The following is a 22,625-nucleotide window of genomic DNA, read 5'->3' as shown; positions in this document are numbered from 1 at the left end:
TCCCGAGCCCGTGGCCCGCTGAGGCGGGCTTCAGCCCATCTTCAGCAGCGCCGCCACGATCGGACCCGCCGTCGAGCCGCCGTGCCCGCCCTGCTGGACCACGCCCGCGGCGGCCAGATCGCCCCGGTAGGCCGTGAACCAGCCGTTCGGCTTCTTCTGCCCGTCGACCTCGGCGGACCCGGTCTTCGCGCCGACGTCCCCGCCGACCCCGGCCATCGCCTCCGCGGCCGTGCCGTAGGCGGCCGTGTACGACATCAGCTCCCGCAGCTGCGACAGGCTGCTCGCCGGCAGGGTGCGTGAGGCCTTCGCCAGCTTGCGGCCGTCCACGTCCGGCGAGACCAGGTAGGGCTGGTGGAAGGTGCCGGACTTGACCGTCGCCGACACCGACGCCATGTTCAGCGGGTTCATCCGGACCCCGCCCTGACCGATCAGCGAGGCACCCATCTGGGCCGCCGACTGCACCGGCACCGCCCCGTCGAAGGACGGCACACCGATCGCCCAGTTGTTCAGCCCCAGGCCGAACACCTGCTGGGCCTGCTTGGTCAGGTCGTCGTTCTTCAGCTTGGGGGCCTGGCTGATGAAGGCCGTGTTGCAGGACCGGGCGAAGCTCGCCTTGAAAGTGCCGTTCTTGATCTCGAACTTGTCGTCGTTCTGGAACTTCCAGTGGCCGTACGTGAAGTACTTCGGGCAGGGGTGCTTCTTGTCCGCCGCGGCCAGGCCCTTCTCCAGCAGCAGCGACGAGGTGATGACCTTCATCGTGGAGCCGGGGGCCAGGGAGCCCTGGAAGGCGGTGTTGAAGCCGGGGGAGGCGTTGGCCGCGGCCAGGATCTCGCCGGTGGACACCCGCAGCAGGACCACCGACGAGCGCGCCTTCTTCGCGACCTGCTGCTCGGCCGCCTTCTGCAGGGCCGGGTCCAGCGTGGTCTTCACCGTGCCGGGCGTGCCCTCGCTCAGCTCCAGCAGGGTCTTGTCGGACAGGTCCTTCGCCTTCGCGGCCTTGCCGCGCACGACCCGCAGCTCGATACCGGCCTTGCCGCCGGCCTCCTTGCCGTACTTCTCCCGCAGTCCGTCCAGGATCGGCCCGAGCGAGGCGTACTTCTTCGCGGTCAGTTCGCCGCCGTCCCGGTCGAGGGCCTTGACCGGGGGTGTGCCGGCCTCGCCGGTGACCAGTTCGTCGCCGTCCTTCAGGTCCGGGTGGACGACCGCGCTGTGCCAGTCGACCAGGGGCTTTCCGTCGGCGGTGCGGCGCGTGACGGTCAGCGCGCCGTCGTACGCCAGCGGCTTGTCGGTGCCCTTGTAGGACACCGTGCCCTTGACGGAGAACGGCACCTTGTCGCCCGTGGGTCTGCCCGGGGTGAGGGTGACGTCCTTGATGTGGGCGTCCTTGGTGTAGCCGGTGAGCAGCGGCCGGGCCGCGGAGGGGTCGTCGGTGACCGCGGCGGCCTGGGGGATCTTTCCGGACTGCCAGGCGGTGAGGAAGGCGCGGGCGGTGGTGGTGACCTCGGTCCGCGACAGCGGTCCGGTCTTGACCTTGGGCTTCTGGTCCGCCGCCCGCGACCCGTCGTCGGCGGCGGCACCGCCGCCGAACAGCGCGTAGGCACCGGCACCGCCCCCCGCGACGACCACGGCGATCATCCCGCCGATCACGGCGGGTCTCGTCTTCCGTCGCTCGGCGACGCGCCTTCTGTTGCCCACTGCTGTTCTTTCCTCCGCGAATCCCCAGGGTCCCCGTTGCCCTCAGACGTCCCAACGACGGCCACCACCCTAGAGTCCCGTCCCGCGAAGGTGAGATCAGCCACCTGTTCGTAGCACGGCTGCGACAATCGGACCGGCCGCGTCGCCGCCGTGCCCGCCCTCCTCGGTCATGGCCGCCGCGGCGATGTCGCCCCGGAATCCGGTGAACCAGCTGTTGGACTTGGCGTTGCCGTCGACCTCGGCGGAACCGGTCTTGGCGCCGATGTCACCACCGAGCCGGGCCATGGCCGGTGCGGCGGTGCCCTGCGTGGCGGTGAGCCGCATCATCTGCTTGAGCTGGGCGGCGGTGCTCGACCGCAGACCGCGGGCCTGAGCGAGCTCCCGGCCGTCCAGCTTCGGCGAGACCAGGTAGGGCTGGCGGAAGGCGCCGGTGATGGCGGTCGCGGTGACCGAGGCCATGTTCAGCGGGCTCATCTGGACCTGGCCCTGCCCGATGGCGCCCGCCGCCCGGTCCGGGCCGTCGACCGCGGGGACCCGGCCGTCGAACGACACGATGCCGGTCTTCCAGTTGTCCCGGCCCAGGCCGAAGCGCTCCTCGGCCTCCTGGCTCAGCGAGGCGTCCGTGAGCGGCTTCTCGTCGATGAGCTTGATGAAGGCGGTGTTGCACGACCGCATGAAGCTGTCGGCGAGCGTGGCGCTCTCGTTGGGCTTCATGTTCGTGAGGTTCTTGAAGGTCTGGCTCTGCCACACGGCCGTGTCGGGGCAGGGGGCCGGGCCGTTCATCGAGGTCACGCCGTTGTCGATGAGCATCGCGGCCGTGATGATCTTCATGGTGGAGCCGGGTGCGGCCTGGCCCTCGAAGGCCGCGTTGAAGCCGTCCGTGCGGTGGTTGGCCACGGCCAGCACCTCGCCGGTGCTGGGCTTGACGGCTACCACCGACGACTGGGCGAACCGCTGGACCGCCTTCTCGGCCGCCGCCTGGGCACTCGGGCTGATCGTGGTGGTGAGCTTGCCCGGCTTGCCCTTGGCGAGGGTCAGCAGCGGGGTGTCGGGAGCCCCGCTGCCTTCGTGCCGGACGGTCAGCTCGATCCCGGGGGTGCCGCCGGCCTCCTCGCCGTACTTGTCGCGCAGGGCGTCCAGGACGGGGCCGAGCGAGGGGTACTTCTCCTTGGTCAGCTCGGAGCCGTCGCGTCCCACCGCCTCGATGGGCGGAGTGGCCGACTGCCCGGTGACGAGGGTGTCGTCCTTCTTCAGCTGGGGATGCACGACGGACGGCTGCCAGTCGACCAGCGCCCGCCCGGTCGTCAGCCCGCGCACGACCGTCAGCTCGCTCTTGTAGCTCAGCGGCTCGGACTTCCCGCCGTAGGCCACCTTCGCCTTCACGGTGTACGGCACGGTGGTGCCCCGGGCCGCGCCGGGGGTGATCTTCACGTCGGTGATGTGCGCATCGTGGCTGTAGGCGGTCAGCAGCCGATCCGCTGCCGCGTCGTTGTTGGTGTACGACGCGGCCGTCGCGACCGTGCCCTTCTGCCAGGCCGCGAAGAACTTGGCCGTCGTCTCCCTGACCTCGTCCTCGCCGGGCGGCCCGGTCCGCTTCCCCGCGGCCACCCCGTCCGTGCCCCCGTCCCCGCTCAGCGCGCTCACGATGTTGAAGGCGCCGTACCCGGCCCCACCCACCATCACCGCGAACACGCCGCCTATGACGGCAGCCTTGACCCCCTTGCCCATCGGGCCCTCCCCGTGGAGCCTTCCGCGCTCCTTTGAACGCGTTCAGAAAGCTCGATCCCGGGAGCACTCTAAGCGCAAGCGGTTACCGAAGGACCACGAGTTTCGATTTTTGACCGAACACCGATCAGACCCACGTATCCAGCCACATCCGCGACCGCCGGGCGTCGATCGGGATGGCCTGGCCGGTGTAACGGGGGGCCGGAAGTAGTAGAAGTCTGCGCGATCTGGCCCGGCAGGGCCTCGACCAGGGCATTTGGCTCTGGCCGGGGCTGGGTCAGGCGGCTTGGGCCGTCTCTGGGCCATGATCTTGAGGATTCGACGCCAGATAGAGGCTGTCGAGGGCCTCACTGCTCGGCATGAGGTGCGTGTCGGTCTGTGGCCCAGGTGCTGGCTCAGGGCCCGGATGTTCTCGCCCGCGTCCAGCAGCACGGACGCGCAGAAGTTCCTGAGCGCGTGCATGCCGTGCTCGCGCGTCAATGCGTAGCGTTCGCCTACTTCCGCCTCGGGGATGACGCCAGAGGCGGCCAGAGCGGGCTTCCAGTGATGGCCGTTGAAGGCGCTCATGCGCACGTGCTTGCCCTCGACTTTGCTGAACAGGAGCCGCTTCTTTACAGGTGGGCCGTCCGGCGTGCGCCACGGCAGCGTCACACATCGATCGGGCTCGAACTCTTTCGAGTGGTCACGGAGCACTGTGGCCACAGCCTTCGCAAGCGGCACGTCCCGCACCTTGCCTCCCTTCGGCAGGGCGAAGGTACTTGCCTCGGATGCGCTTGAGCTGATGGTTCACGGTCAGCCAACCGCCCTCATAGTCGAGCTCGTCAAGAGCCAGACCGAAGATCTCATCCTGTCGCAGGCCGCACCCCGCCCCCACGTCCACGGCCGCCTGATAGCGCCTGAGAAGGGCGGCGCGTACGCCGAAGACCTGCGCTGCCGTCCACGACGACGACGTGCGGCTTGCCTGCCTTCGGGAGCTGCACCGTGCGGGCGCGTCAGGGGTTCTCGCTGAGTAGCCCGTCATCGACCGCTGCACTGAGCGCTGCTGAGACAGTGCCGACGATCATGCGGCGGTGCTACTCCGCTGGCACGGTGTCTTCCAGGCAGCGATCCAAGCGCGGATGTGCTCCGGCTTGAACGAGCCGAGCGGGCGTGAGCCGATGTGGGGATAGGCGTGCAGCCGGAGCCGCCGCTCCGCAGCCTCGCGGCTGTTGATCTCGCCGTCTCAGTCTCATCCAGCCGGAAAGAGGGGATATCTACCCTCCGCTAAGGAAAATGCGAATCAGTGCAACATCCTCTCTATCCACTGGCCTGTCGAGTGCGCTTTTCCATTCCATTGTTCGAGTGAGGGGCAAGAACCTGAACCCCTCGAAAAGCTCCGCCTCGCTAATTAGCGAGTCGACAGAGTAGTCGAACCATCCGTCGAGTACTTCAATGTCGCCCCCAAAGAGTACGACGCGCTGCGCGGGCCCTAGGGGTGATTTCGAAGGATGCCCCAGCTCTAGCGCGAGCTTCCAGGCTTCGCCACGAGCGACGATGTCGATATCGTTAATTTCCCTATTGAGTCCATATGCCAGCATGGGTGCGCTGCCTGCGATCACATAGTCTTCGACAGGAAGTCGCAAGGAAATTAGTTCCCGAAAGAATGGATGATCGCGTAGCGCCATGACAGTCCTCCTATAGGGGCGGCATTCCAAGTGCCACCCTAGTTATGCTGGACGTGGCAAGTGCTACCGCGACACTGGTGAGCGTCCCTACCAGATAGTAGTCGCCCACGAGTTTTTCTGCCTGTTGAATCTCCGGGAAACGGGCGAGTGACTTAGCCGTCACCACTAGGGCGGCAGCAGCGGGATTCCCTGAAACTAGGAACGAGAAGAGAATGAACCTCTCGATCCACCCGACATGGGGCCCTGACTTGATGAAATCCCCAACACTCTCTTCGAATTCTTCCGATTCGATCTTTTCTAGGATCTTCTTGATGAGCGGACGGACAATCCGTCCGATTAGCTGCTGGCAGCCGAATACGGCGATTAGCAATCCCGAAATGATCACTATGAATCGGTCGTCATCGATTATGCCCCATCGAACCAAGCGGAGGGCCGCGTCAAAGCCCAAGTAGATCGGCAGCAGTATCGAAAGGGCTCCAGCGATCACGGCGGCGTACTCAACCCTCGTTGGATTCAGACCTTTAATCCACTCGGATCGCAGCTTCTTCCATGCTGATCTAAAGTCGGGGAGTCTCCACGATTTTGGATTAGACAATAGGGCCAAGCATGCAGAAGTCAAGGTGATGCACGCCGAGGTGACAGCCTCCTTGAGGGTGATACCTGAAGGTGCCACAACAAAGGCTCCGTACAGCAAGGTGAATGCAATTGCATACCAAGGACGCTTTGAGTGCCAACCAAATCCAGTTGGCACCGTAAGTGCCGCTGCAAGTCCAATCGAAGTGCGAGCTAATTCCATAATCACTCCCCCGATCCGGCTGCTCTCGGCCAGGCCCAGCGCTGTTCCTGAGCGTCAAGGCTGAGCCTCTCGTGCTGCCCTTACGAATCGGCAGGCTATCTGACCTGCATGTGATGTGCTCCGCACTGCGCCAAGTCCGCAGTCGAGGCAGTGGGTGCCCGTGGCGAAACCAGAAGCCCGACGGCTATGTGCTGCCGAGCGCGTAGCACGGTCATGAGTTGTACGGCACGAGATGGCTCGCTGACCTGCCATGTTGGGAAGCCACTGTGCGTAGGGACCACCCGGCGTCTCAAAGAGCACCCTCGTGGGCGGTCTTCTGGAGCGAGACCGGCATCAAAGCGATCCGCCGGTCGAAGGAGCCGGTCACAGCGCTGGGGTGTCTGCCCACACAATCTCAGCTGGGCCGTCTTGGGGCCGTCCGAGGCGCACCAACGACGGCCACCAACGACCAACAACGACCAACAACGACTGTCACGGACTGACGCGCTCGCTTGCGTCAGACGGCCGTCTGCCCAGCTATACCCACGTATCCAGCCACATCCGCGACCGCCAGTCCTCGATCGGAATCGCCTGGCCCGTGTACAGCGGCCAGAAGTAGATGAAGTTCCAGGTGATCAGCAGGACCAGGACGCCCGCGGCCGTGGCGCCTGCGACGCGGCGGGTGTCGGTGGAGCGGGGCGGGCCGATGATCGCGCCGAGCAGCATCGCCACCGCCAGGCACAGGAACGGCAGGAAGACGACGGCGTAGAAGAAGAAGATCGTGCGCTCCTGGTACAGGAACCAGGGGAGGTAGCCGGCCGCGATGCCGCAGGCGATGGCGCCGGCGCGCCAGTCGCGGCGGAAGAACCAGCGCCACAGCACGTAGAGGACCGCGAAGCAAGCGACCCACCACAGCAGCGGTGTGCCGAGCGCGAGGACCTCGCGGGCGCACTTCTCGCCGGCGTCGGCGGGGCAGCCGTCCTTGCCGGGGGCCGGGGACTCGTAGAAGTACGACACCGGGCGGCCCAGCACGAGCCAGCTCCACGGGTTGGACTGGTACGTGTGCGGCGACGACAGGCCGACGTGGAACTCGTACACCTGGTGCTCGTAGTGCCACAGGCTGCGCAGCCAGTCCGGCAGGAACGTCCAGCCGCCGCCCTTGCCGTTGGTCGCGGCCCAGTTGCGGTAGTAGCCGCCGGAGCCGTTCGACGCGGAGAGGATCCAGCCGGTCCAGGACAGCAGGTAGGTGACCAGGGCGACCGGGACCGTGGCGAGGAACGCCAGGCCCACATCCCGCTTGAGGACCGCCGCGTACGGGTGCCGCGCACCGGCGACCCGGCGCGAACCGACGTCCCACAACACCGCCATCAGGCAGAACGCGGCCAGGATGTAGAGGCCGTTCCACTTCGTGCCGATGGCCAGGCCGAGCATCAGGCCCGCCGCCCAGCGCCAGGGGCGCCATCCCGGCCGGGCCGTCTCCGCCGTGTGCCGGTCGGGCCGGGCCCGGCCGTCCTCGTCCAGCGGCAGCGCGGCGGCGAGCTTCTCGCGGGCCTTGTCCCGGTCGACCAGCAGACAGCCGAACGCGGCCAGCACGAAGAACATCAGCACACCGTCGAGCAGCGCCGTGCGGCTCATCACGAAGTGCAGCCCGTCCACCGCCATCAGCGTGCCCGCGAGACACCCCAGGAAGGTGGAGCGGAACAGCCGGCGTCCGATCCGGCACAGCAGCAGCACGGACAGCGTGCCGAGCAGCGCGGTCATGAACCGCCAGCCGAAGGGGTCGAACCCGAACATCAGCTCGCCGAGCCCGATGACGTACTTGCCCACCGGCGGGTGCACCACGTACGCCGCGTCCGACGGCAGCGTGACGTGCCCGCCCGACGACAGGATCAGGTCGTTGGCGTTCTTGTCCCAGTTGAGCTCGAAGCCGCGGTGGACCAGCGCCCACGCGTCCTTGGCGTAGTACGTCTCGTCGAATATCACCGCCTTCGGGCTGCCCAGGTTCCAGAACCGCAGCACCCCCGCCAGCAGGGTCACGAGCAGCGGGCCGATCCAGCCCGACCAGCGCACCAGCCGGACCGCGCGTGTGTGCGGGACGCCGAGCGTCGCCCACAGGCGCGGGGAGGGCTCGGTGTACGGCGGCACCAGGCGGGCACGGACGTCGCGGGCGTCGCTGCCGGGCTGCCCCTGGTAGCCGAAGCGGCGCAGCCGCTGCTGCCAGGACGGCCGCTGGTCGAGCGGCGTCCGGCCCTGACGGGTGTCCGTGGAGGATGCGGTACTGGTCACCGCGCCATCGTAGGGAACCGTTCTGTGTGAGTCCCGTGCATGGCCGTTTGCGTCCGCATCGTCCGCCCCCTGGGAGGAGTCCGCGTCCGCCGCCCCTGGGAGGATGGGGACGTGATCGGAACCCTCGTACTCGCAGGCACCCCCATCGGCGACATCGCGGACGCCCCGCCCCGGCTCGCCGAGGAACTGGCCGGAGCCGACGTCGTCGCCGCCGAGGACACGCGGCGGCTGCGCCGGCTGACCCAGGCGCTCGGCGTCACGCCGAAGGGCCGGGTGGTGTCGTACTTCGAGGGCAACGAGTCCGCCCGGACCCCGGAGCTGGTGGAGGAACTGGTGGGCGGGGCGCGGGTGCTGCTCGTCACGGACGCGGGCATGCCGTCGGTGTCCGACCCCGGGTACCGGCTGGTGGCCGCCGCGGTCGAGCGGGACGTACGGGTGACCGCCGTGCCCGGGCCGTCCGCGGTGCTGACCGCGCTCGCGCTGTCCGGGCTGCCCGTCGACCGGTTCTGCTTCGAGGGGTTCCTGCCGCGCAAGGCGGGCGAGCGGCTGGGGCGGCTGCGGGAGGTCGCCGAGGAGCGGCGCACGCTCGTCTACTTCGAGGCTCCCCACCGGCTCGACGACACGCTGGCGGCCATGGCCGAGGTGTTCGGGGCGGAGCGGCGGGCGGCGGTGTGCCGGGAGCTGACCAAGACGTACGAGGAAGTACGGCGGGGCGGGCTGGGCGAACTCGCCGCGTGGGCCGCGGAAGGCGTGCGCGGGGAGATCACGGTCGTCGTGGAGGGCGCGCCGGAGAAGGGGGCCGAGGAGGTCGGGCCGGAGGAGCTGGTGCGGCGGGTGAAGGTGCGGGAGGAAGCGGGGGAGCGGCGCAAGGAGGCGATCGCCGCGGTGGCGGTGGAGGCCGGGGTGCCGAAGAGGGTCGTCTTCGACGCGGTGGTCGCCGCGAAGAACGCCGGTGGGTGAGCCGGCTTCCGGGTGGGGGCCGGAGTGCTGGGCGGGGTGTGCGTGGTGTGGGGTCGAGCGCGCGGTTCCCCGCGCCCCGTCCGGGGCGCTCCTTACGGGGCGCTGACAGCCTCTGAGCAGGGCGCATGTCGTTTGAGCGGGCGCCCCATGCGTGAGCAAAGCGCGAGGGGCGCAGGGGCAAGGGACGCCCAAATCGGGGCCAACAGTGGGACAGGTCTGCTGCCATCGGTCCGGCCGAGGAGTCCACTGGGGTGCGGGGACGGAATCGTCCTCACGCCACAGCGGACCAACAGGAGCTGGCATGAGTGAGATCGCAGGGCAGACCGGGCTCCGCGCCGGTGCGACCGCAGTCGTCAACGAGTCCTACTCCTTCGCCTGCATGCGGTGCGGGCACGGCTGGGAGCAGTCGTACGAGATAGAGCACCACACGGACGCCGCGGGGCACGAGTTCGTCCTCTACGTCGCGGACGGCAAGGTGGTCCCCTCCCCGCTGAGCAAGCCCGAGTGCCACAACTGTGACAGCCACGTCGTGCGGATCATGCGGCCCGGGCGGGTCGCCTCGGCGCGCGACGCGGCCCACCGGCCCGGGCGTGTGCCGCCGCAGGCCGGGCCCGTGGAGGCCCCCACCGTGGACGCCGACACCGGGACGACGTCCGGCCAGGAGCAGCGCGAACCCCACCACTGGCATCTGTCCGACCTGCTGCATCCCTTCCAGCGCAAGGCGAGCTGACCCGTCCGGCTCCCCCGGTCGACGCCCTCCCCGGTGCTCCCCCACCGGGGAGGGCGTCGCCCCTTTCGTAGGATCGGGGACATGCCTTCGAACGCCTCCGGCCGCCAGGACAAGAACGCGGCCCCGCCCCTTCCGGAGCCCCTGCGGGTACCGGTCGCCGACTCCCACACCCACCTGGACATGCAGTCCGGCACGGTCGAGGAGGCACTGGCGAAGGCGGCGTCGGTCGGGGTGACGACGGTCGTGCAGGTCGGCTGCGACCTCAAGGGCTCGCGGTGGGCCGCCGAGACGGCCGCCGCCCACGACGCCGTCCACGCGACGGTCGCCCTGCACCCGAACGAGGCACCCCGCATCGTGCACGGCGACCCCGACGGTTGGTCGCGGCAGGGCGCCCGCGCGCCCGGCGGACCGGCAGCCCTGGACGAGGCGCTCGCGGAGATCGACCGGCTCGCCGCGCTGCCCCAGGTCAAGGGCGTCGGCGAGACCGGCCTCGATTACTTCCGCACCGGGCCCGAGGGCAAGGAGGCGCAGGAGCGGTCCTTCCGCGCCCACATCGAGATCGCCAAGCGGCACGGCAAGGCCCTGGTCATCCACGACCGCGAGGCCCACGCCGACGTCCTGCGCGTGCTGAAGGAGGAGGGCGCCCCCGAGCGGACCGTCTTCCACTGCTACTCCGGCGACGCCGAGATGGCCGGGATCTGCGCGAGCGCGGGCTACTTCATGTCCTTCGCCGGCAACGTCACCTTCAAGAACGCGCAGAACCTGCGGGACGCGGTGGCGGTGGCCCCGCCGGAGCTCCTCCTCGTGGAGACGGACGCGCCCTTCCTCACGCCCGCCCCCTACCGCGGGCGGCCCAACGCCCCCTACCTCGTGCCGATCACCGTGCGGGCCATGGCCGAGGTGCGCGGCGTCGACGAGGACACGCTGGCCACGGCCCTCGGCGCCAACACGGCACGCGCGTTCGGCTACTGACCCGTACCGCACGACCGCCGCACGACTGTGCGTAGTCGCGTCGCTTTGGAGAGTGACGAACGCTCCGCTAGGTTCTGGGGGCCCGATCCGGACCCCTCTGGACCCCCTCCGGCCCCTGGAGCGCGTCGGCGTGAGCAACTCCCGGTACGAGACGTACGAGCCGTATGAGACATACGAGTCGTATGAAACGTACGAGCCGTATGAGACATACGCGCCGTACGAGCCGCACGAGCCGCACGAGCCGGACTATCAGGCTTGTGCGGCCTACGACACCTGTGAGGCGTACGGCCCCGCCTACGCCGCCGCCCCGGTGTACGGCGCGTACGGCGCGTCCGACGCGTTCCCGGCCGATCTGCACACCGCCGAGACTCTCGCCCACGGGACGCCCGCGCCACCCGGCGCCTACCAGGACACCTACCGGCCCGCCTACGAGGCGCCGACCCTGCCCGCACTGCCCCGGCAGGGCGCCCCGTACGGCGGGTCGGCCCCCGCCGCCGGATCCGTGGGCCACCCCGACGCCGCCCCGGTCGCGCACGCCGGGTCACGCGCCGCCGTGCGCACCGGCTCGCACCGCAGGTCCACGCGCCGGCGCAAGACGCGCTACGCCGAGCGCCCGGACAGTCCCGTGCGACGGCTGCTGCCGCAGGCCCTCGTCGTCGCCTTCCTGGCCGGCGGCACCACGGCGTTCGTCGCCGAGGACAAGGCGATCGAGCTCACCGTCGACGGCAAGGCCCGCACCCTGCACACCTTCGCCGACGACGTCACCGAGCTGCTCGCCGAGGAGGGCGTCGAGATCGGCTCCCACGACGTGGTCGCGCCCGGCCCCGGCACACGGATCAGCAGCGGCGACGAGATCGCCGTGCACTACGCCCGTCCCGTACGGCTCACCCTCGACGGACACCGGCGCGAGGTGTGGACGACCGCCCACACGGTGGAGGGAGCGCTGCGGCAGCTCGGGGTGCGCCAGGAGGGCGCGTACCTGTCCGCCGCGCGCTCGCGGCGCATCGGACGCGAGGGGCTGGCGCTGGACGTGCGGACCGAGCGCACGGTCACGATCATGGCGGACGGCCGCGCCCGCACGGTGCGCACCAACGCGGCGACCGTCCGGGAGGCCGTCGAGGAGGCCGGGATCACCCTGCGCGGCCAGGACACCACCTCGGTCCCGCAGGGCAGCTTCCCGCGCGACGGGCAGACCGTGACGGTGCTGCGCATCACCGGCGGCAAGGAGGTCCGCGAGGAGCAGATCCCGTTCCAGGTGCGGCGGACGGAGGACCCGGCCCTGTTCCGCGGCACCGAGGTGGTGGAACGGGCGGGCGAGCCGGGCCTGCGCCGGATCACCTACTCCCTGCGCACGGTCAACGGCGTCCGGCAGCAGCCGCGCCGGATCAGGTCCGAGGTGGTGCGCGCGCCGCGCCCGCAGATCGTGAAGGTCGGCACCAGGCCGCGCCCGGCGTCCGTGCGGGGCGCCGACCACCTCGACTGGCAGGGCCTCGCGGCCTGCGAGTCCGGCGGACGGCCCGACGCGGTCGACTCCTCGGGCACCTACGGCGGCCTCTACCAGTTCGACACCCGCACCTGGCAGGCCCTCGGCGGCCGGGGCCGCCCCCAGGACGCCCCGGCGGCGGAACAGACGTACCGCGCGAAGAAGCTGTACGTGCGGCGCGGGACCGCCCCCTGGCCGCACTGCGGGGAACGGCTGCGCGGGTAGCGGAACCCGGCCCGCAAACCCCCCGTACCCTTGTCCCCGTGACCAGCAGCCCCACCCCCGACGCCCTCCTGGGCCCCGCCGACGTCCGCGAACTCGCGGCAGCCCTCGGCGTACGCCCGACCAAGCAACGCGGACAGAACTTCGTGATCGACGCGAACACCGTGCGCCGCATCGTCCGCACCGCACAGGTCCGCCCCGACGACGTGGTCGTCGAGGTCGGCCCGGGCCTCGGGTCGCTCACGCTCGCGCTGCTGGAGGCCGCCGACCGGGTCACCGCGGTGGAGATCGACGACGTGCTCGCCGGAGCGCTGCCCGCGACCGTCACGGCCCGCATGCCCGAGCGCGCCGACCGGTTCGCCCTCGTCCACTCGGACGCCATGCACGTCACCGAGCTGCCGGGGCCCGCCCCGACCGCGCTGGTCGCCAACCTCCCCTACAACGTGGCCGTCCCGGTGCTGCTGCACATGCTCGACACGTTCCCGACCATCGAGCGCACCCTCGTCATGGTCCAGGCGGAGGTCGCCGACCGGCTCGCCGCACCGCCCGGCTCGAAGGTCTACGGCGTCCCCTCGGTCAAGGCCAACTGGTACGCCGAGGTCAAGCGCGCCGGGGCCATCGGGCGGAACGTGTTCTGGCCCGCGCCCAACGTCGACAGCGGCCTGGTCTCCCTGGTCCGCCGGAGCGAGCCGCTGAAGACGACGGCCGCCAAGCGCGAGGTGTTCGCCGTCGTCGACGCGGCGTTCGCCCAGCGCCGCAAGACGCTGCGGGCCGCCCTCTCCGGCTGGGCCGGCTCCGCCGCGGCGGCCGAGGAGGCCCTGGTCGCCGCCGGGGTCTCGCCGCAGGCCCGGGGCGAGTCGCTGACCGTGGAGGAGTTCGCGCGGATCGCCGAGCACAAGGCGGACCGGCACCAGGAGAAGGAGACCGCGTGAGCGTCACGGTCCGCGTCCCGGCCAAGGTCAACGTCCAGCTGGGGGTCGGCGCCGCCCGCCCCGACGGCTACCACGACCTCGCCAACGTCTTCCTCGCGGTCGGTCTCTACGACGAGATCACCGTCACCCCGGCCGACGAACTGCGCGTCACCTGCGACGGTCCCGGTGCCGACCAGGTCCCCCTGGACCGGACGAACCTGGCGGCGCGGGCCGCCGAGACGCTCGCCGCACGGTACGGCCGCGACCCCGGCGTCCACCTCCACATCGCCAAGGACATCCCCGTCGCCGGCGGCATGGCGGGCGGCAGCGCGGACGGCGCCGGCGCCCTGGTCGCCTGCGACGCCCTGTGGGGGACCGGCGCCTGCCGGGACGAACTGCTCGACATCTGCGCGGAACTGGGCAGCGACGTGCCGTTCAGCCTGGTCGGCGGGGCCGCCCTCGGCATCGGGCGGGGCGAGCAGCTGACGCCCCTGGAGGTCGGCGGCACCTTCCACTGGGTGTTCGCGATGGCCGGGCGGGGCCTGTCCACCCCGGCGGTGTTCCGCGAGTTCGACCGGCTCGGCGAGGGCACGGACATCCCCGAACCGGTCGCCTCCGGTGACCTCCTCGCCGCCCTCGCCAAGGGCGACCCGGACGCGCTCGCCGCCGCCGTCTCCAACGACCTCCAGCCCGCGGCCCTCTCCCTGTTCCCGGAACTGGCCGACACCCTGGCCGCCGGCCGGGCCGCCGGTGCCCTCACCGCACTCGTCTCGGGCTCCGGCCCGACCACCGCGTTCCTGGTCCGGGGCCCGGAGGCGGCGGCCGAGGTGGCCCAGGCCCTGCTGACGTCGGGCACGTGCCGGACGGTACGCACGGCATCGGGCCCGGCACCCGGCGCGACGATCATCGACACCACGACGACGGCCCCCGCGCGTTAATCACGTGCCCCGGCGGCAGCCTGCCGCCTACGCTCGCCCCCGTTGATTCCGCCAGGGGGAGCGCAGGCATGGAGGAACTGGTCGCGGCCGTGCGGCGCGGGGACGTCGGCGTGGTCACCTCGCTGCTGGACGGCGGGGCCGATCCCGACACGCTCGCGGAGGGCCTCCCGGTCCTCTGCCTGGCCGTGGCCGCGTACGACATCCCCGTCGCCGAGGCGCTGCTCGAGGGCGGTGCCGATCCCCTGCGCCCGCTGCCCGACGGCAGCACCCCGCTGACGCGCGCGGTGGACGGCGGGTCCCACCTGCTGGTCCACGCGCTCGCCACCAGCCGGACCCCGCTCCCGGCACCGGCACGCACGGACATGCTGGCCCGGGCCCGGCGCTGGGCCGAGGCGGGCGTGGAGAGCGAGCTGCGCCGCATCACCGGCCTCACCGGGCCGATCGAGCGGACCCGGGTCGAGGACGACGAGGTCGGGTGGTGGTCCGAGCAGCTCACCCTCGGCGGAACGACCGTGCGCGACGAACACCGGGCGATCCTCACCTCCATGGAGGAGCGCTACGGCATCCGCACGCCCTTCGACGACCTGGTGGACCGGGCCCTCGCCCACCCGGACCGGGATCACGTCGTCTGGTCGGACGTGGTGTTCACCCTCGGCCGACGGCTGGACGAGGAGACCTGGCAGTGGACCCGGGACCTGCTCAACCACCCCGGCCGGCTGCACCGTCTGCTCGCCGCGGAGATCCTGCTGTTCCTGATCCTCGGCGACTTCGTGAAGCGGAGCGATCCGTTCTGGGACCGGGGCAGGGACCTGGTGCCCTGGGCCGAGCAGGAGGAGGACCCGGAGGTACTGGCCGCCCTGCTGCACGCGATGACCCACGACAGCGCCCCCGAGATCGAGGCCGTGGGGCTGTCGCACCTCACCCACCCGGACCCGAGGGTGCGCGCCCTGGTCCCGCAGACCGTGCACCGGCCCGAGAGCCTCACCGCCGTACTCCCCCTGGCGCACGACGACGACCCGGGTGTGCGCGAGGCGGTGTGCCACTGGCTCGCCCACCACCGGGGGCCCGAGCCCGAGGTGGGGGACGCGCTGGTCGCGCTCACCCATGACGAGCGGCAGGAGATCCGCATCGGCGCCGTCTCCGGCCTGGCCTACCGCGACGATCCGCGCTGTGTGGAGGCCCAGCACCGCATCGGCCCCGTGGCCAGGGAACTGCGCGACGACGAGCGGCTGCACGACGTGTGGCGCTACCAGCGCCGCCAGGAGGCGGCGGACGGCGGCTGACCGCCCGGCCGGAGCACCCCCGGGCGCGACTACCCTGGAGGGTCGATCCATCCCCCTTGGCAGGAGAGTAATGGCCGTCAACCTGGTCAATGTCGAGAACGTCAGCAAGGTGTACGGCACCCGTGCCCTGCTCGACGGCGTCTCCCTCGGCGTCTCCGAAGGGGACCGCGTCGGTGTCGTGGGCCGCAACGGCGACGGCAAGACCACCCTCATCCGCATGCTCGCCAAGCAGGAGGACGCCGACAGCGGACGGGTCACCCACTCCGGCGGGCTGCGGCTCGGCGTGCTCACCCAGCACGACTCCCTGGACCCCGAGGCCACCGTCCGCCACGAGGTCATCGGCGACATGGCCGACCACGAGTGGGCCGGCGACGCCAAGGTCAGGGACGTCCTCACCGGCCTGTTCGGCGGGCTGGACCTGCCGGGCTTCCCCAAGGGCCTGGACACCGTCATCGGCCCGCTCTCCGGCGGCGAGCGGCGCCGCATCGCGCTGGCCAAGCTGCTCATCGAGGAGCAGGACCTGCTCGTCCTGGACGAGCCCACCAACCACCTCGACGTCGAGGGCATCGCCTGGCTGGCCCGCCATCTGCAGAAGCGCCGCTCGGCCCTCGTCTGCGTGACCCACGACCGGTGGTTCCTCGACCAGGTGTGCACGCGCATGTGGGACGTCCAGCGCGGCGCGGTCTACGAGTACGAGGGCGGCTACTCCGACTACGTCTTCGCCCGGGCCGAGCGCGAGCGCATCGCCGCCACCGAGGAGGCCAAGCGGCAGAACCTCGTCCGCAAGGAGCTGGCCTGGCTGCGCCGCGGGGCACCCGCCCGTACGTCCAAGCCGCGCTTCCGCGTCGAGGCCGCCAACGAGCTCATCGCGGACGTACCGCCGCCCCGGGACAGCAGCGAGCTGATGAAGTTCGCGTCGACCCGGCTGGGCAAGACGGTGTTCGACCTGGAGGACATCACCGTCCAGGCCGGCCCCAAGGTCCTGCTCGAGCACGTCACCTGGCAGCTCGGACCCGGCGACCGGATCGGCCTCGTCGGCGTCAACGGCGCCGGGAAGACGTCGCTGCTGCGGGCCATGGCGCAGGCGGCCCGGACCGACGGCGAGGCCCAGCCGGCCGGCGGGCGCGTCCGTGTCGGCAAGACCGTCAAGCTCGCCTACCTCTCCCAGGAGGTCGCCGAACTCGACCCGGCCACGCGCGTGCTGGAGGCCGTGCAGCAGGTGCGCGAGCGCGTCGACCTCGGCAAGGGGCGGGAGATGACCGCCGGGCAGCTGTGCGAGACGTTCGGCTTCGGCAAGGAGAAGCAGTGGACGCCCGTCGGCGACCTGTCCGGCGGTGAGCGCCGCAGGCTCCAGCTGCTGCGCCTGCTCATGGACGAGCCCAACGTCCTCTTCCTCGACGAGCCCACCAACGACCTCGACATCGAGACGCTGACGCAGCTGGAGGACGTCCTCGACGGCTGGCCCGGCTCGATGATCGTCATCTCCCACGACCGGTTCTTCATCGAGCGCACCACCGACCGCGTCTTCGCGCTCCTCGGCGACGGCGCGCTGCGCATGCTGCCGCGCGGCATCGACGAGTACCTGGAGCGACGACAGCGCATGGAGGAGGCCGCGGCGGCCTCGGCCCCCGCCGCCGCACAGCAGCCGTCCGCCGCCCCGGAGAAGAGCGCGGCCGACCAGCGCGCCGCCAAGAAGGAACTCCAGAAGATCGAGCGGCAGCTCGACAAGGTCTCCGAGAAGGAGACCAAGCTCCACGCTCACATCGCCGAAAACGCCACGGACTTCGCGAAGGTGGCCGAACTGGATGCGGAGCTGCGGGAGTTGGCAGCTCAGCGCGAGGAGCTGGAGATGCGCTGGCTGGAACTCGCCGAGGACGCGTGAAGGGTGCGTGAAGACGCATAACGGCGGCATCACGGGCCGGTTCTCCCTTGGGAACAGGGGGTGAGACGGCCCGCTCCGCTGTCGGAACGGAGTGATAGAAAGAGCCGTCTTAGAACTTTATGAAGCATCTCTGAGCCCCATGGGCAATTCAGGGTGTGGCTAAAAATCAGTGATCGAACGGGGGAGCCGCTGATGACTCAGCCGCCCAGTCAGCCGCCGCACGGTGGCTTCGGAGCACCGCAGAACCAGCCGCCGCAGGGCGGTGGTTACGGGGCACCGCAGACTCCGCCACCGCCGCAGGGCCCGCCGCAGACGCCGCCGCCCCCGCAGGGCCCGCCGCAGCCCGGCTACGGCTACCCGCAGCAGCCCGGTCCGTACGGCCAGCCCGGCCCCTACGGCCAGCCGCAGCAGCCGGGCCCGTACGGCCAGCCCGGGTACGGCTACCCGCAGCAGCCGCAGTACCCCGGTGCGCCCGGCACCCCGCCCGGGGGCGGCTCGAACAACCCCTTCAAGAACAAGACCGCCCTGATCATCGGCGCCGCCGTCGTCGCGCTGCTCGTGGTCGGCGGCACTGTGTGGGCCGTCACCGGCGGCGACAGCGGCGAGGGCGGCAAGAAACCCGTCGCCCAGAAGACCGACGACGCCAAGCCCGGCTCCTCCGCCCCGGTCAACCCCGGTGACGGCAGCGGCGACGGCGGCGAGGACCCGGAGGACCTCAACGCGGGCCGCCAGGCCGGCGAGGCCAAGGTCCTCTGGTACAAGGAGGCGCCCGACGCGCCCGGTTCCGGCGCCGACGCCGACGGCATGTGGATCACCGGCAAGACCGCCGTGAAGGCCGCCTACAAGCAGCTCTTCGCCTACAACGTCGGTGACGGCAAGCCCACCTGGGACGCGATCACCTTCCCGCAGAAGATCTGCGCGACGACTCCGCAGAAGACCTCCGACGACAAGATCGTCGTCGCGTACATGAGCGGCGCGAGCGACCGCGCCAAGTGCAACCAGCTGCAGGAGATCGACCTCGCCACCGGCGAGAAGGGCTGGAAGGAGAAGGTCGCCGACGGCGCCCTGTTCGACTCCACGCTCTCCGTCGAACTGTCCATCACCGGCAAGACCCTGATGGTGGGCCGCTCCCAGTCCGGCACGGCGTACGACGTCACCAACGGCGACAAGCTCTTCGACAAGAAGAAGTACGGCAGCGCCTGCTTCCCCGCCGCGTTCGCCGGCGGCGAGAAGCTGATCGCCGTCTCCTCCTGCGGTGCCGGCACCGGCAAGGAGCACGACGAGGTCCAGGAGCTCGACCCGAAGACCGGCAAGGCCAAGTGGACCCAGCCGTTCGACAAGGGCTGGCGGGTCGCGCGCACCTACTCGGTCAGCCCCCTGGTCGTGTACAGCACCAACGAGAGCAAGAAGGCCTGGAACATCTCCACGTTCACCTCCGGCGGCAAGTTCCGCTCGCAGGTCGGCTTCGACGAGGACTTCGCCCCCGAGTGCGGCTGGGCCATCCTGGAGCGCGACCTCACGGGCTGCCAGGGCGTGGCCGTCGACGACGACACGCTGTACCTGCCGACCAAGGCCACCACCGGGGCCAACGAGGTCGTCGCGGTCGACCTCGCGAACGGCAAGGAGAAGTGGCGCGTGAAGTCACCCGCCGACGAGTCGATGCTGCCGGTGAAGACCGAGGGCGGCAAGCTCATCGCCTATGTGGAGCCGTCGTACGACGCGGGCGGGCAGATCGTGTCCATCCCGACCGGCGGCGGCAGCCACAAGCCGACCAAGCTGCTGCAGAACCCCGAGGGCGCCGCGGACATCGAGAACAGCTTCTTCTCCAAGGAGATCGACTGGGTCGGCGGGCGCTTCTACATCTCGACGACCCGGCTGAGCGGGAACGACGACACGAAGGAGAAGTTGATGCTCGCCTACGGCAAGTGACTCCTCCTCCTTCCGCACCCGGTTCGTCGTCCGTCCCCTTCCCCGAGGTACCCACGCCATGACCCAGCCGCCGCCCCCGCCGCCCCAGCAGCCCCCGCAGGGGGGCGGCTTCGGCCCGCCCCCGGAGCAGCCGCCCCAGGACCAGCCGCCGCACACCCCGCCGCCGCAGGGTCAGCCGCCGCAGACCCCGCCGCCCGCGGCCGGGCCGAACCTCGCCAAGGCCCCGGAGCCGGGGTACGGCTACCCCCAGGCGCCGTCCGCGCCGCAGACGCCCCCGCAGTCGCCCCCGCAGTCGCCTGCGCAGACTCCTGCGCCGTCGGGGCCGCAGAACCCGCCCCAGCCGCCGCAGGGTTACGGGTATCCGCAGGGCGCTCCGGCGCCCCAGCCTCCGCAGGCGCCGCCCGGCTACGGGTATCCCGGCCAGCAGCCGGGGCCGTACGGGCAGCCGCAGCAGGCGCCGTACGGGCAGCCGCAGGCGCCTTACGGCCAGCCCGGTTACGGGCAGCAGCCCGGCTACGGCTACCCGCAGCAGCCCCTGCCGCACCAGCCGCAGGCCGGACAGCCGGGCGGCGGCAAGAAGCTCAACGCGCAGCTGCTGATCATCGTCGCCGCGGTCGTGGCGATCGCCCTGATCATCGGCGGCGGCGTCTGGTACGCCTCGTCGTCCGGTGAGGACGAGGGCAGGCAGAACGACACCGCCGGCCAGAGCGGCGGCACCGGCGGCACGGACGACGACAACGGCGGCACCACCGCCGGCAAGGAGAAGGCACCGTCCGACCCCGCCGCCAAGGTCCTCTTCCAGGTCCCGGCGCCCGAGGTGAAGAACGACAGCACGGTCGTCGTCTCCGGCTCGTGGCTCACCGACAAGGCGTACGTCAAGAGCGGCATCGCCCAGATCGTCGGCTACGACCGCGACAAGGGCAGCGAGTTGTGGAAGCTGCCGCTGGCCGGCCCGGTCTGCCAGGCCAGCCGCCACGTCACCGACGACAACCTGACGGCGATCCTCTACCAGCCGGCGATGCCCACCAAGGCCGACCCCTCGCACGGCTGCAGCCAGATCGCCCTCATCGACCTCGACGCCGGCAAGAGGCTGTGGACCAAGACGGTCAAGAGCGGTGACCAGCTGGTCAACTTCGACAACATCACCCTCAGCGGCAAGACCATCGCCGTCGGCAGCACCAGCGGCGGCGCAGCCTTCGACGTCTCCGGCAAGCAGCTGTGGAGCCCGAAGCCGACCGACTCCTGCTACGACGCCGGCTACGGCGGTGGCGACAAGCTCGTCGCGGTGCGCAAGTGCGGCTCGTACGACCAGCGGCAGTTGCACATCCAGACCATCGACCCGAAGTCCGGGAAGGTGATCTCGGAGTACAAGATGACCGAGGGCATCGAGTACGCGAGCATCGTGTCGACCAACCCGCTGGTCGTGGCCGCCGACGTCGGCGACTCCGCGGGCGACGGCAGCGGCATCTCCGACTTCTTCTCCATCGACAGCAAGACCGGCAAGCTGCGCACGCGCATCTCCGCGCCGGGCGAGCAGTACGCGGCCCGCTGCGAGGGCATCACCCGCGTCGAGGCCTGCAACCTGCTGGCCGTCGGCAACGACCGGCTGTACCTGCCGACCGAGGAGCACGACGGCACGGGCAAGTACAGCGAGACCAACGAGATCGTCGCCTTCGACCTCGCCACCGGCAAGCAGACCGGGCAGCGGGCGGACGCGGGCGACGGGTACACGATCTCGCCGCTGCGCATGGACGGCGGCAACCTGATCGCGTACAAGCGTCCCCCGTACGACAAGGGCGGACAGGTCGTGAGCATCTCCGGGGGCAGCTTCAAGGAGACGCTGCTGCTGCGGAACCCCGCGACGGACTCGGTGCGCGATGTGGAGACCAGCATGTCGCCGGAGTACTCCGAGTTCCTGTACGCCGACGGGCACCTCTACATGTCCAAGGTGTACGCGAGCAAGCGGTCGACGGTGCGCGAGAAGGAGTATCTGGCGGTCGGCTTCGGTACGGGCTGATCGCTCCGACGGGCTCCGACCGGGCTCTGATCATGTACTGACCGGTTCTTGATCGACTGGTGGCTGCTGTGGCCCCGTCCCTGTTCAGGGGCGGGGCCACGGCTGTTTCGCGCGGTCAACCCGGACTGCGGGGAATTTCGGCGATCCGGGGCGATTCTCGCCGGTAGGGGGAGCGCAACGTCGAACAAGCGTGTAGCTTCCGGGGGCATGAAGGCGGGGGAGCCGGGGGGCTTCCATGGGGGGCTGGGGTGACTGGGGGGTTGCTCGATGGGAGTGCGGCTTATGGTGGTCGACGACCACCGATTGCTGGCCGAGGCGCTGGCCTCGGCGCTGAAGCTGCGGGGGCACCGGGTGCTGGCCGCGGCGGCGCCGGCCGCGGGCGCGGCGGATCTGGTGATCACGCGGGCGCCGGAGGTGTGCCTGCTGGGGACGGCGGCGCCGGCCGAGCCGGGGGCCTTCGACCCGGTGGTACGGATCAAACGGGAGCGGCCGCAGGTGGCGGTGCTGGTGCTGGGGCCGGTGCCGAGCCCTCGGGGCATCGCGGCGGCGTTCGCGGCGGGGGCGTCCGGCTATGTGCGGCACGACGAGCGCATAGAGGGTGTGGAGCGGGCGATCATGAAAGCGCGGGCGGGGGAGGCGGCGGTGGCGCCGCAGCTGCTGCAGGGCGCGTTCGGTGAGTTGCTCAACCCGGCGGCCCAACCGGACGACGAGGGGCAGCGGTTGCTCCAGATGCTCACCCCCCGCGAGGTGGAGGTCCTGGTCCGGGTCGCCGACGGCGAGGACACCCGCCTGATCGCGGCGGGCATGGGCATCGCCCCGTCTACGGCCCGGACCCACGTCCAGCGGGTCCTGATGAAACTGGGAGTCGGCTCCCGCCTGGAGGCAGCCGCCCTGGCGGCTCGCACGGGCTTGCTGGACAGGGCGGGGCCGGTACAGCGGGAGCAGTGAGGGCCGGTACAGCGGGAGCAGTGAGGGCCGGTACAGCGGGAGCAGTGAGGTGCGGGTGCGGGTGCGTGCGCCCATCGCCGGGTGGGGGTCGGGGCCGCGTCGGGGGGTGTCCGTCCTCGGAACGGCGCGATGGGGTTGCGTGCCGACTGACTGTTCGTTGACGCGCCAACCGCTGCGGGCGGACACCCCCCGACCTGTCTCTTAT

General features: G+C 70.7%; 16 protein-coding genes. 11 read left to right on the top strand and 5 right to left on the bottom strand.

Annotated features, from left to right (window positions below; all coding sequences use genetic code 11):
* Positions 1-30: 30 nt before the first annotated feature.
* From ACFV20_RS29610 to ACFV20_RS29590, 5 genes are all read right to left on the bottom strand, one after another.
* Positions 31-1,695, bottom strand: coding sequence for a penicillin-binding transpeptidase domain-containing protein (locus tag ACFV20_RS29610; RefSeq protein WP_385661985.1), 1,665 nt, complete (start codon positions 1,693-1,695; stop codon positions 31-33).
* A 96-nt stretch (positions 1,696-1,791) separates the two neighbouring features.
* Positions 1,792-3,423, bottom strand: coding sequence for a penicillin-binding transpeptidase domain-containing protein (locus ACFV20_RS29605; RefSeq protein ID WP_385661982.1), 1,632 nt, complete (start codon positions 3,421-3,423; stop codon positions 1,792-1,794).
* 1,250 nt (positions 3,424-4,673) lie between these two features.
* Complete coding sequence (locus ACFV20_RS29600; RefSeq protein WP_385661979.1) at positions 4,674-5,084, bottom strand: hypothetical protein; 411 nt, start codon at positions 5,082-5,084, stop codon at positions 4,674-4,676.
* Positions 5,085-5,094: 10 nt separating this feature from the next.
* Positions 5,095-5,778, bottom strand: coding sequence for a hypothetical protein (locus ACFV20_RS29595; RefSeq protein ID WP_385661977.1), 684 nt, complete (start codon positions 5,776-5,778; stop codon positions 5,095-5,097).
* Positions 5,779-6,396: 618 nt separating this feature from the next.
* Positions 6,397-8,145: a dolichyl-phosphate-mannose--protein mannosyltransferase gene (locus ACFV20_RS29590; protein ID WP_385661974.1), complete on the bottom strand. Its 1,749-nt coding sequence runs from the start codon at positions 8,143-8,145 to the stop codon at positions 6,397-6,399.
* Between the two features lie 111 nt (positions 8,146-8,256).
* Here ACFV20_RS29590 and rsmI point away from each other — a divergent pair, with 111 nt between their 5' ends.
* The 11 genes from rsmI to ACFV20_RS29535 all read left to right on the top strand — a co-directional run bounded on the left by rsmI (position 8,257) and on the right by ACFV20_RS29535 (position 22,420).
* Positions 8,257-9,105: a 16S rRNA (cytidine(1402)-2'-O)-methyltransferase gene (gene rsmI / locus ACFV20_RS29585; protein WP_385661971.1), complete on the top strand. Its 849-nt coding sequence runs from the start codon at positions 8,257-8,259 to the stop codon at positions 9,103-9,105.
* Between the two features lie 301 nt (positions 9,106-9,406).
* Complete coding sequence (locus ACFV20_RS29580) at positions 9,407-9,835, top strand: hypothetical protein (RefSeq protein WP_385661968.1); 429 nt, start codon at positions 9,407-9,409, stop codon at positions 9,833-9,835.
* An 81-nt stretch (positions 9,836-9,916) separates the two neighbouring features.
* Entirely contained in the window at positions 9,917-10,807 is an 891-nt protein-coding gene (locus ACFV20_RS29575) for a TatD family hydrolase (RefSeq protein ID WP_385661965.1), read from the top strand.
* 130 nt (positions 10,808-10,937) lie between these two features.
* Positions 10,938-12,515 (top strand): ubiquitin-like domain-containing protein, encoded by a 1,578-nt coding sequence (locus tag ACFV20_RS29570; RefSeq protein WP_385661962.1) that lies wholly within the window; start codon positions 10,938-10,940, stop codon positions 12,513-12,515.
* A gap of 38 nt (positions 12,516-12,553) precedes the next feature.
* Positions 12,554-13,444: a 16S rRNA (adenine(1518)-N(6)/adenine(1519)-N(6))-dimethyltransferase RsmA gene (gene rsmA, locus ACFV20_RS29565; protein ID WP_385661960.1), complete on the top strand. Its 891-nt coding sequence runs from the start codon at positions 12,554-12,556 to the stop codon at positions 13,442-13,444.
* Positions 13,441-14,361: a 4-(cytidine 5'-diphospho)-2-C-methyl-D-erythritol kinase gene (locus ACFV20_RS29560; protein ID WP_385661957.1), complete on the top strand. Its 921-nt coding sequence runs from the start codon at positions 13,441-13,443 to the stop codon at positions 14,359-14,361. The genes rsmA and ACFV20_RS29560 overlap by 4 nt, the downstream gene beginning before the upstream one ends.
* Before the next feature lie 68 nt (positions 14,362-14,429).
* Positions 14,430-15,644: a hypothetical protein gene (locus ACFV20_RS29555; RefSeq protein ID WP_385661954.1), complete on the top strand. Its 1,215-nt coding sequence runs from the start codon at positions 14,430-14,432 to the stop codon at positions 15,642-15,644.
* A 70-nt stretch (positions 15,645-15,714) separates the two neighbouring features.
* The gene (locus ACFV20_RS29550; RefSeq protein WP_385661951.1) at positions 15,715-17,526 is read left to right on the top strand and encodes an ABC-F family ATP-binding cassette domain-containing protein; all 1,812 of its coding nucleotides are present in this window, start codon (positions 15,715-15,717) and stop codon (positions 17,524-17,526) included.
* A gap of 192 nt (positions 17,527-17,718) precedes the next feature.
* Positions 17,719-19,455 (top strand): PQQ-binding-like beta-propeller repeat protein, encoded by a 1,737-nt coding sequence (locus tag ACFV20_RS29545; RefSeq protein ID WP_385661948.1) that lies wholly within the window; start codon positions 17,719-17,721, stop codon positions 19,453-19,455.
* Between the two features lie 58 nt (positions 19,456-19,513).
* The gene (locus ACFV20_RS29540; RefSeq protein ID WP_385661945.1) at positions 19,514-21,472 is read left to right on the top strand and encodes a PQQ-binding-like beta-propeller repeat protein; all 1,959 of its coding nucleotides are present in this window, start codon (positions 19,514-19,516) and stop codon (positions 21,470-21,472) included.
* A gap of 267 nt (positions 21,473-21,739) precedes the next feature.
* On the top strand, positions 21,740-22,420 hold the full coding sequence (locus ACFV20_RS29535; protein WP_385661942.1) for a LuxR C-terminal-related transcriptional regulator: 681 nt from the start codon (positions 21,740-21,742) through the stop codon (positions 22,418-22,420).
* Positions 22,421-22,625: the final 205 nt, after the last annotated feature.

Origin of the sequence: Streptomyces sp. NPDC059696, from assembly GCF_042733745.1 — a bacterium.
In the GTDB taxonomy this organism is placed as follows: domain Bacteria; phylum Actinomycetota; class Actinomycetes; order Streptomycetales; family Streptomycetaceae; genus Streptomyces.
This window is presented reverse-complemented; position numbering and strand designations above follow the sequence as displayed.

Bases quoted from the DNA above. Each gene is read 5' to 3' on its own strand.
- ACFV20_RS29605 (WP_385661982.1), bottom strand. From the start codon at position 3,423: ATGGGCAAGGGGGTCAAGGCTGCCGTCATAGGCGGCGTGTTCGCGGTG.
- ACFV20_RS29600 (WP_385661979.1), bottom strand. From the start codon at position 5,084: ATGGCGCTACGCGATCATCCATTCTTTCGGGAACTAATTTCCTTGCGA.
- ACFV20_RS29580 (WP_385661968.1), top strand. From the start codon at position 9,407: ATGAGTGAGATCGCAGGGCAGACCGGGCTCCGCGCCGGTGCGACCGCA.
- ACFV20_RS29575 (WP_385661965.1), top strand. From the start codon at position 9,917: ATGCCTTCGAACGCCTCCGGCCGCCAGGACAAGAACGCGGCCCCGCCC.
- ACFV20_RS29555 (WP_385661954.1), top strand. From the start codon at position 14,430: ATGGAGGAACTGGTCGCGGCCGTGCGGCGCGGGGACGTCGGCGTGGTC.
- ACFV20_RS29550 (WP_385661951.1), top strand. From the start codon at position 15,715: ATGGCCGTCAACCTGGTCAATGTCGAGAACGTCAGCAAGGTGTACGGC.
- ACFV20_RS29545 (WP_385661948.1), top strand. From the start codon at position 17,719: ATGACTCAGCCGCCCAGTCAGCCGCCGCACGGTGGCTTCGGAGCACCG.
- ACFV20_RS29540 (WP_385661945.1), top strand. From the start codon at position 19,514: ATGACCCAGCCGCCGCCCCCGCCGCCCCAGCAGCCCCCGCAGGGGGGC.
- ACFV20_RS29535 (WP_385661942.1), top strand. From the start codon at position 21,740: ATGGGAGTGCGGCTTATGGTGGTCGACGACCACCGATTGCTGGCCGAG.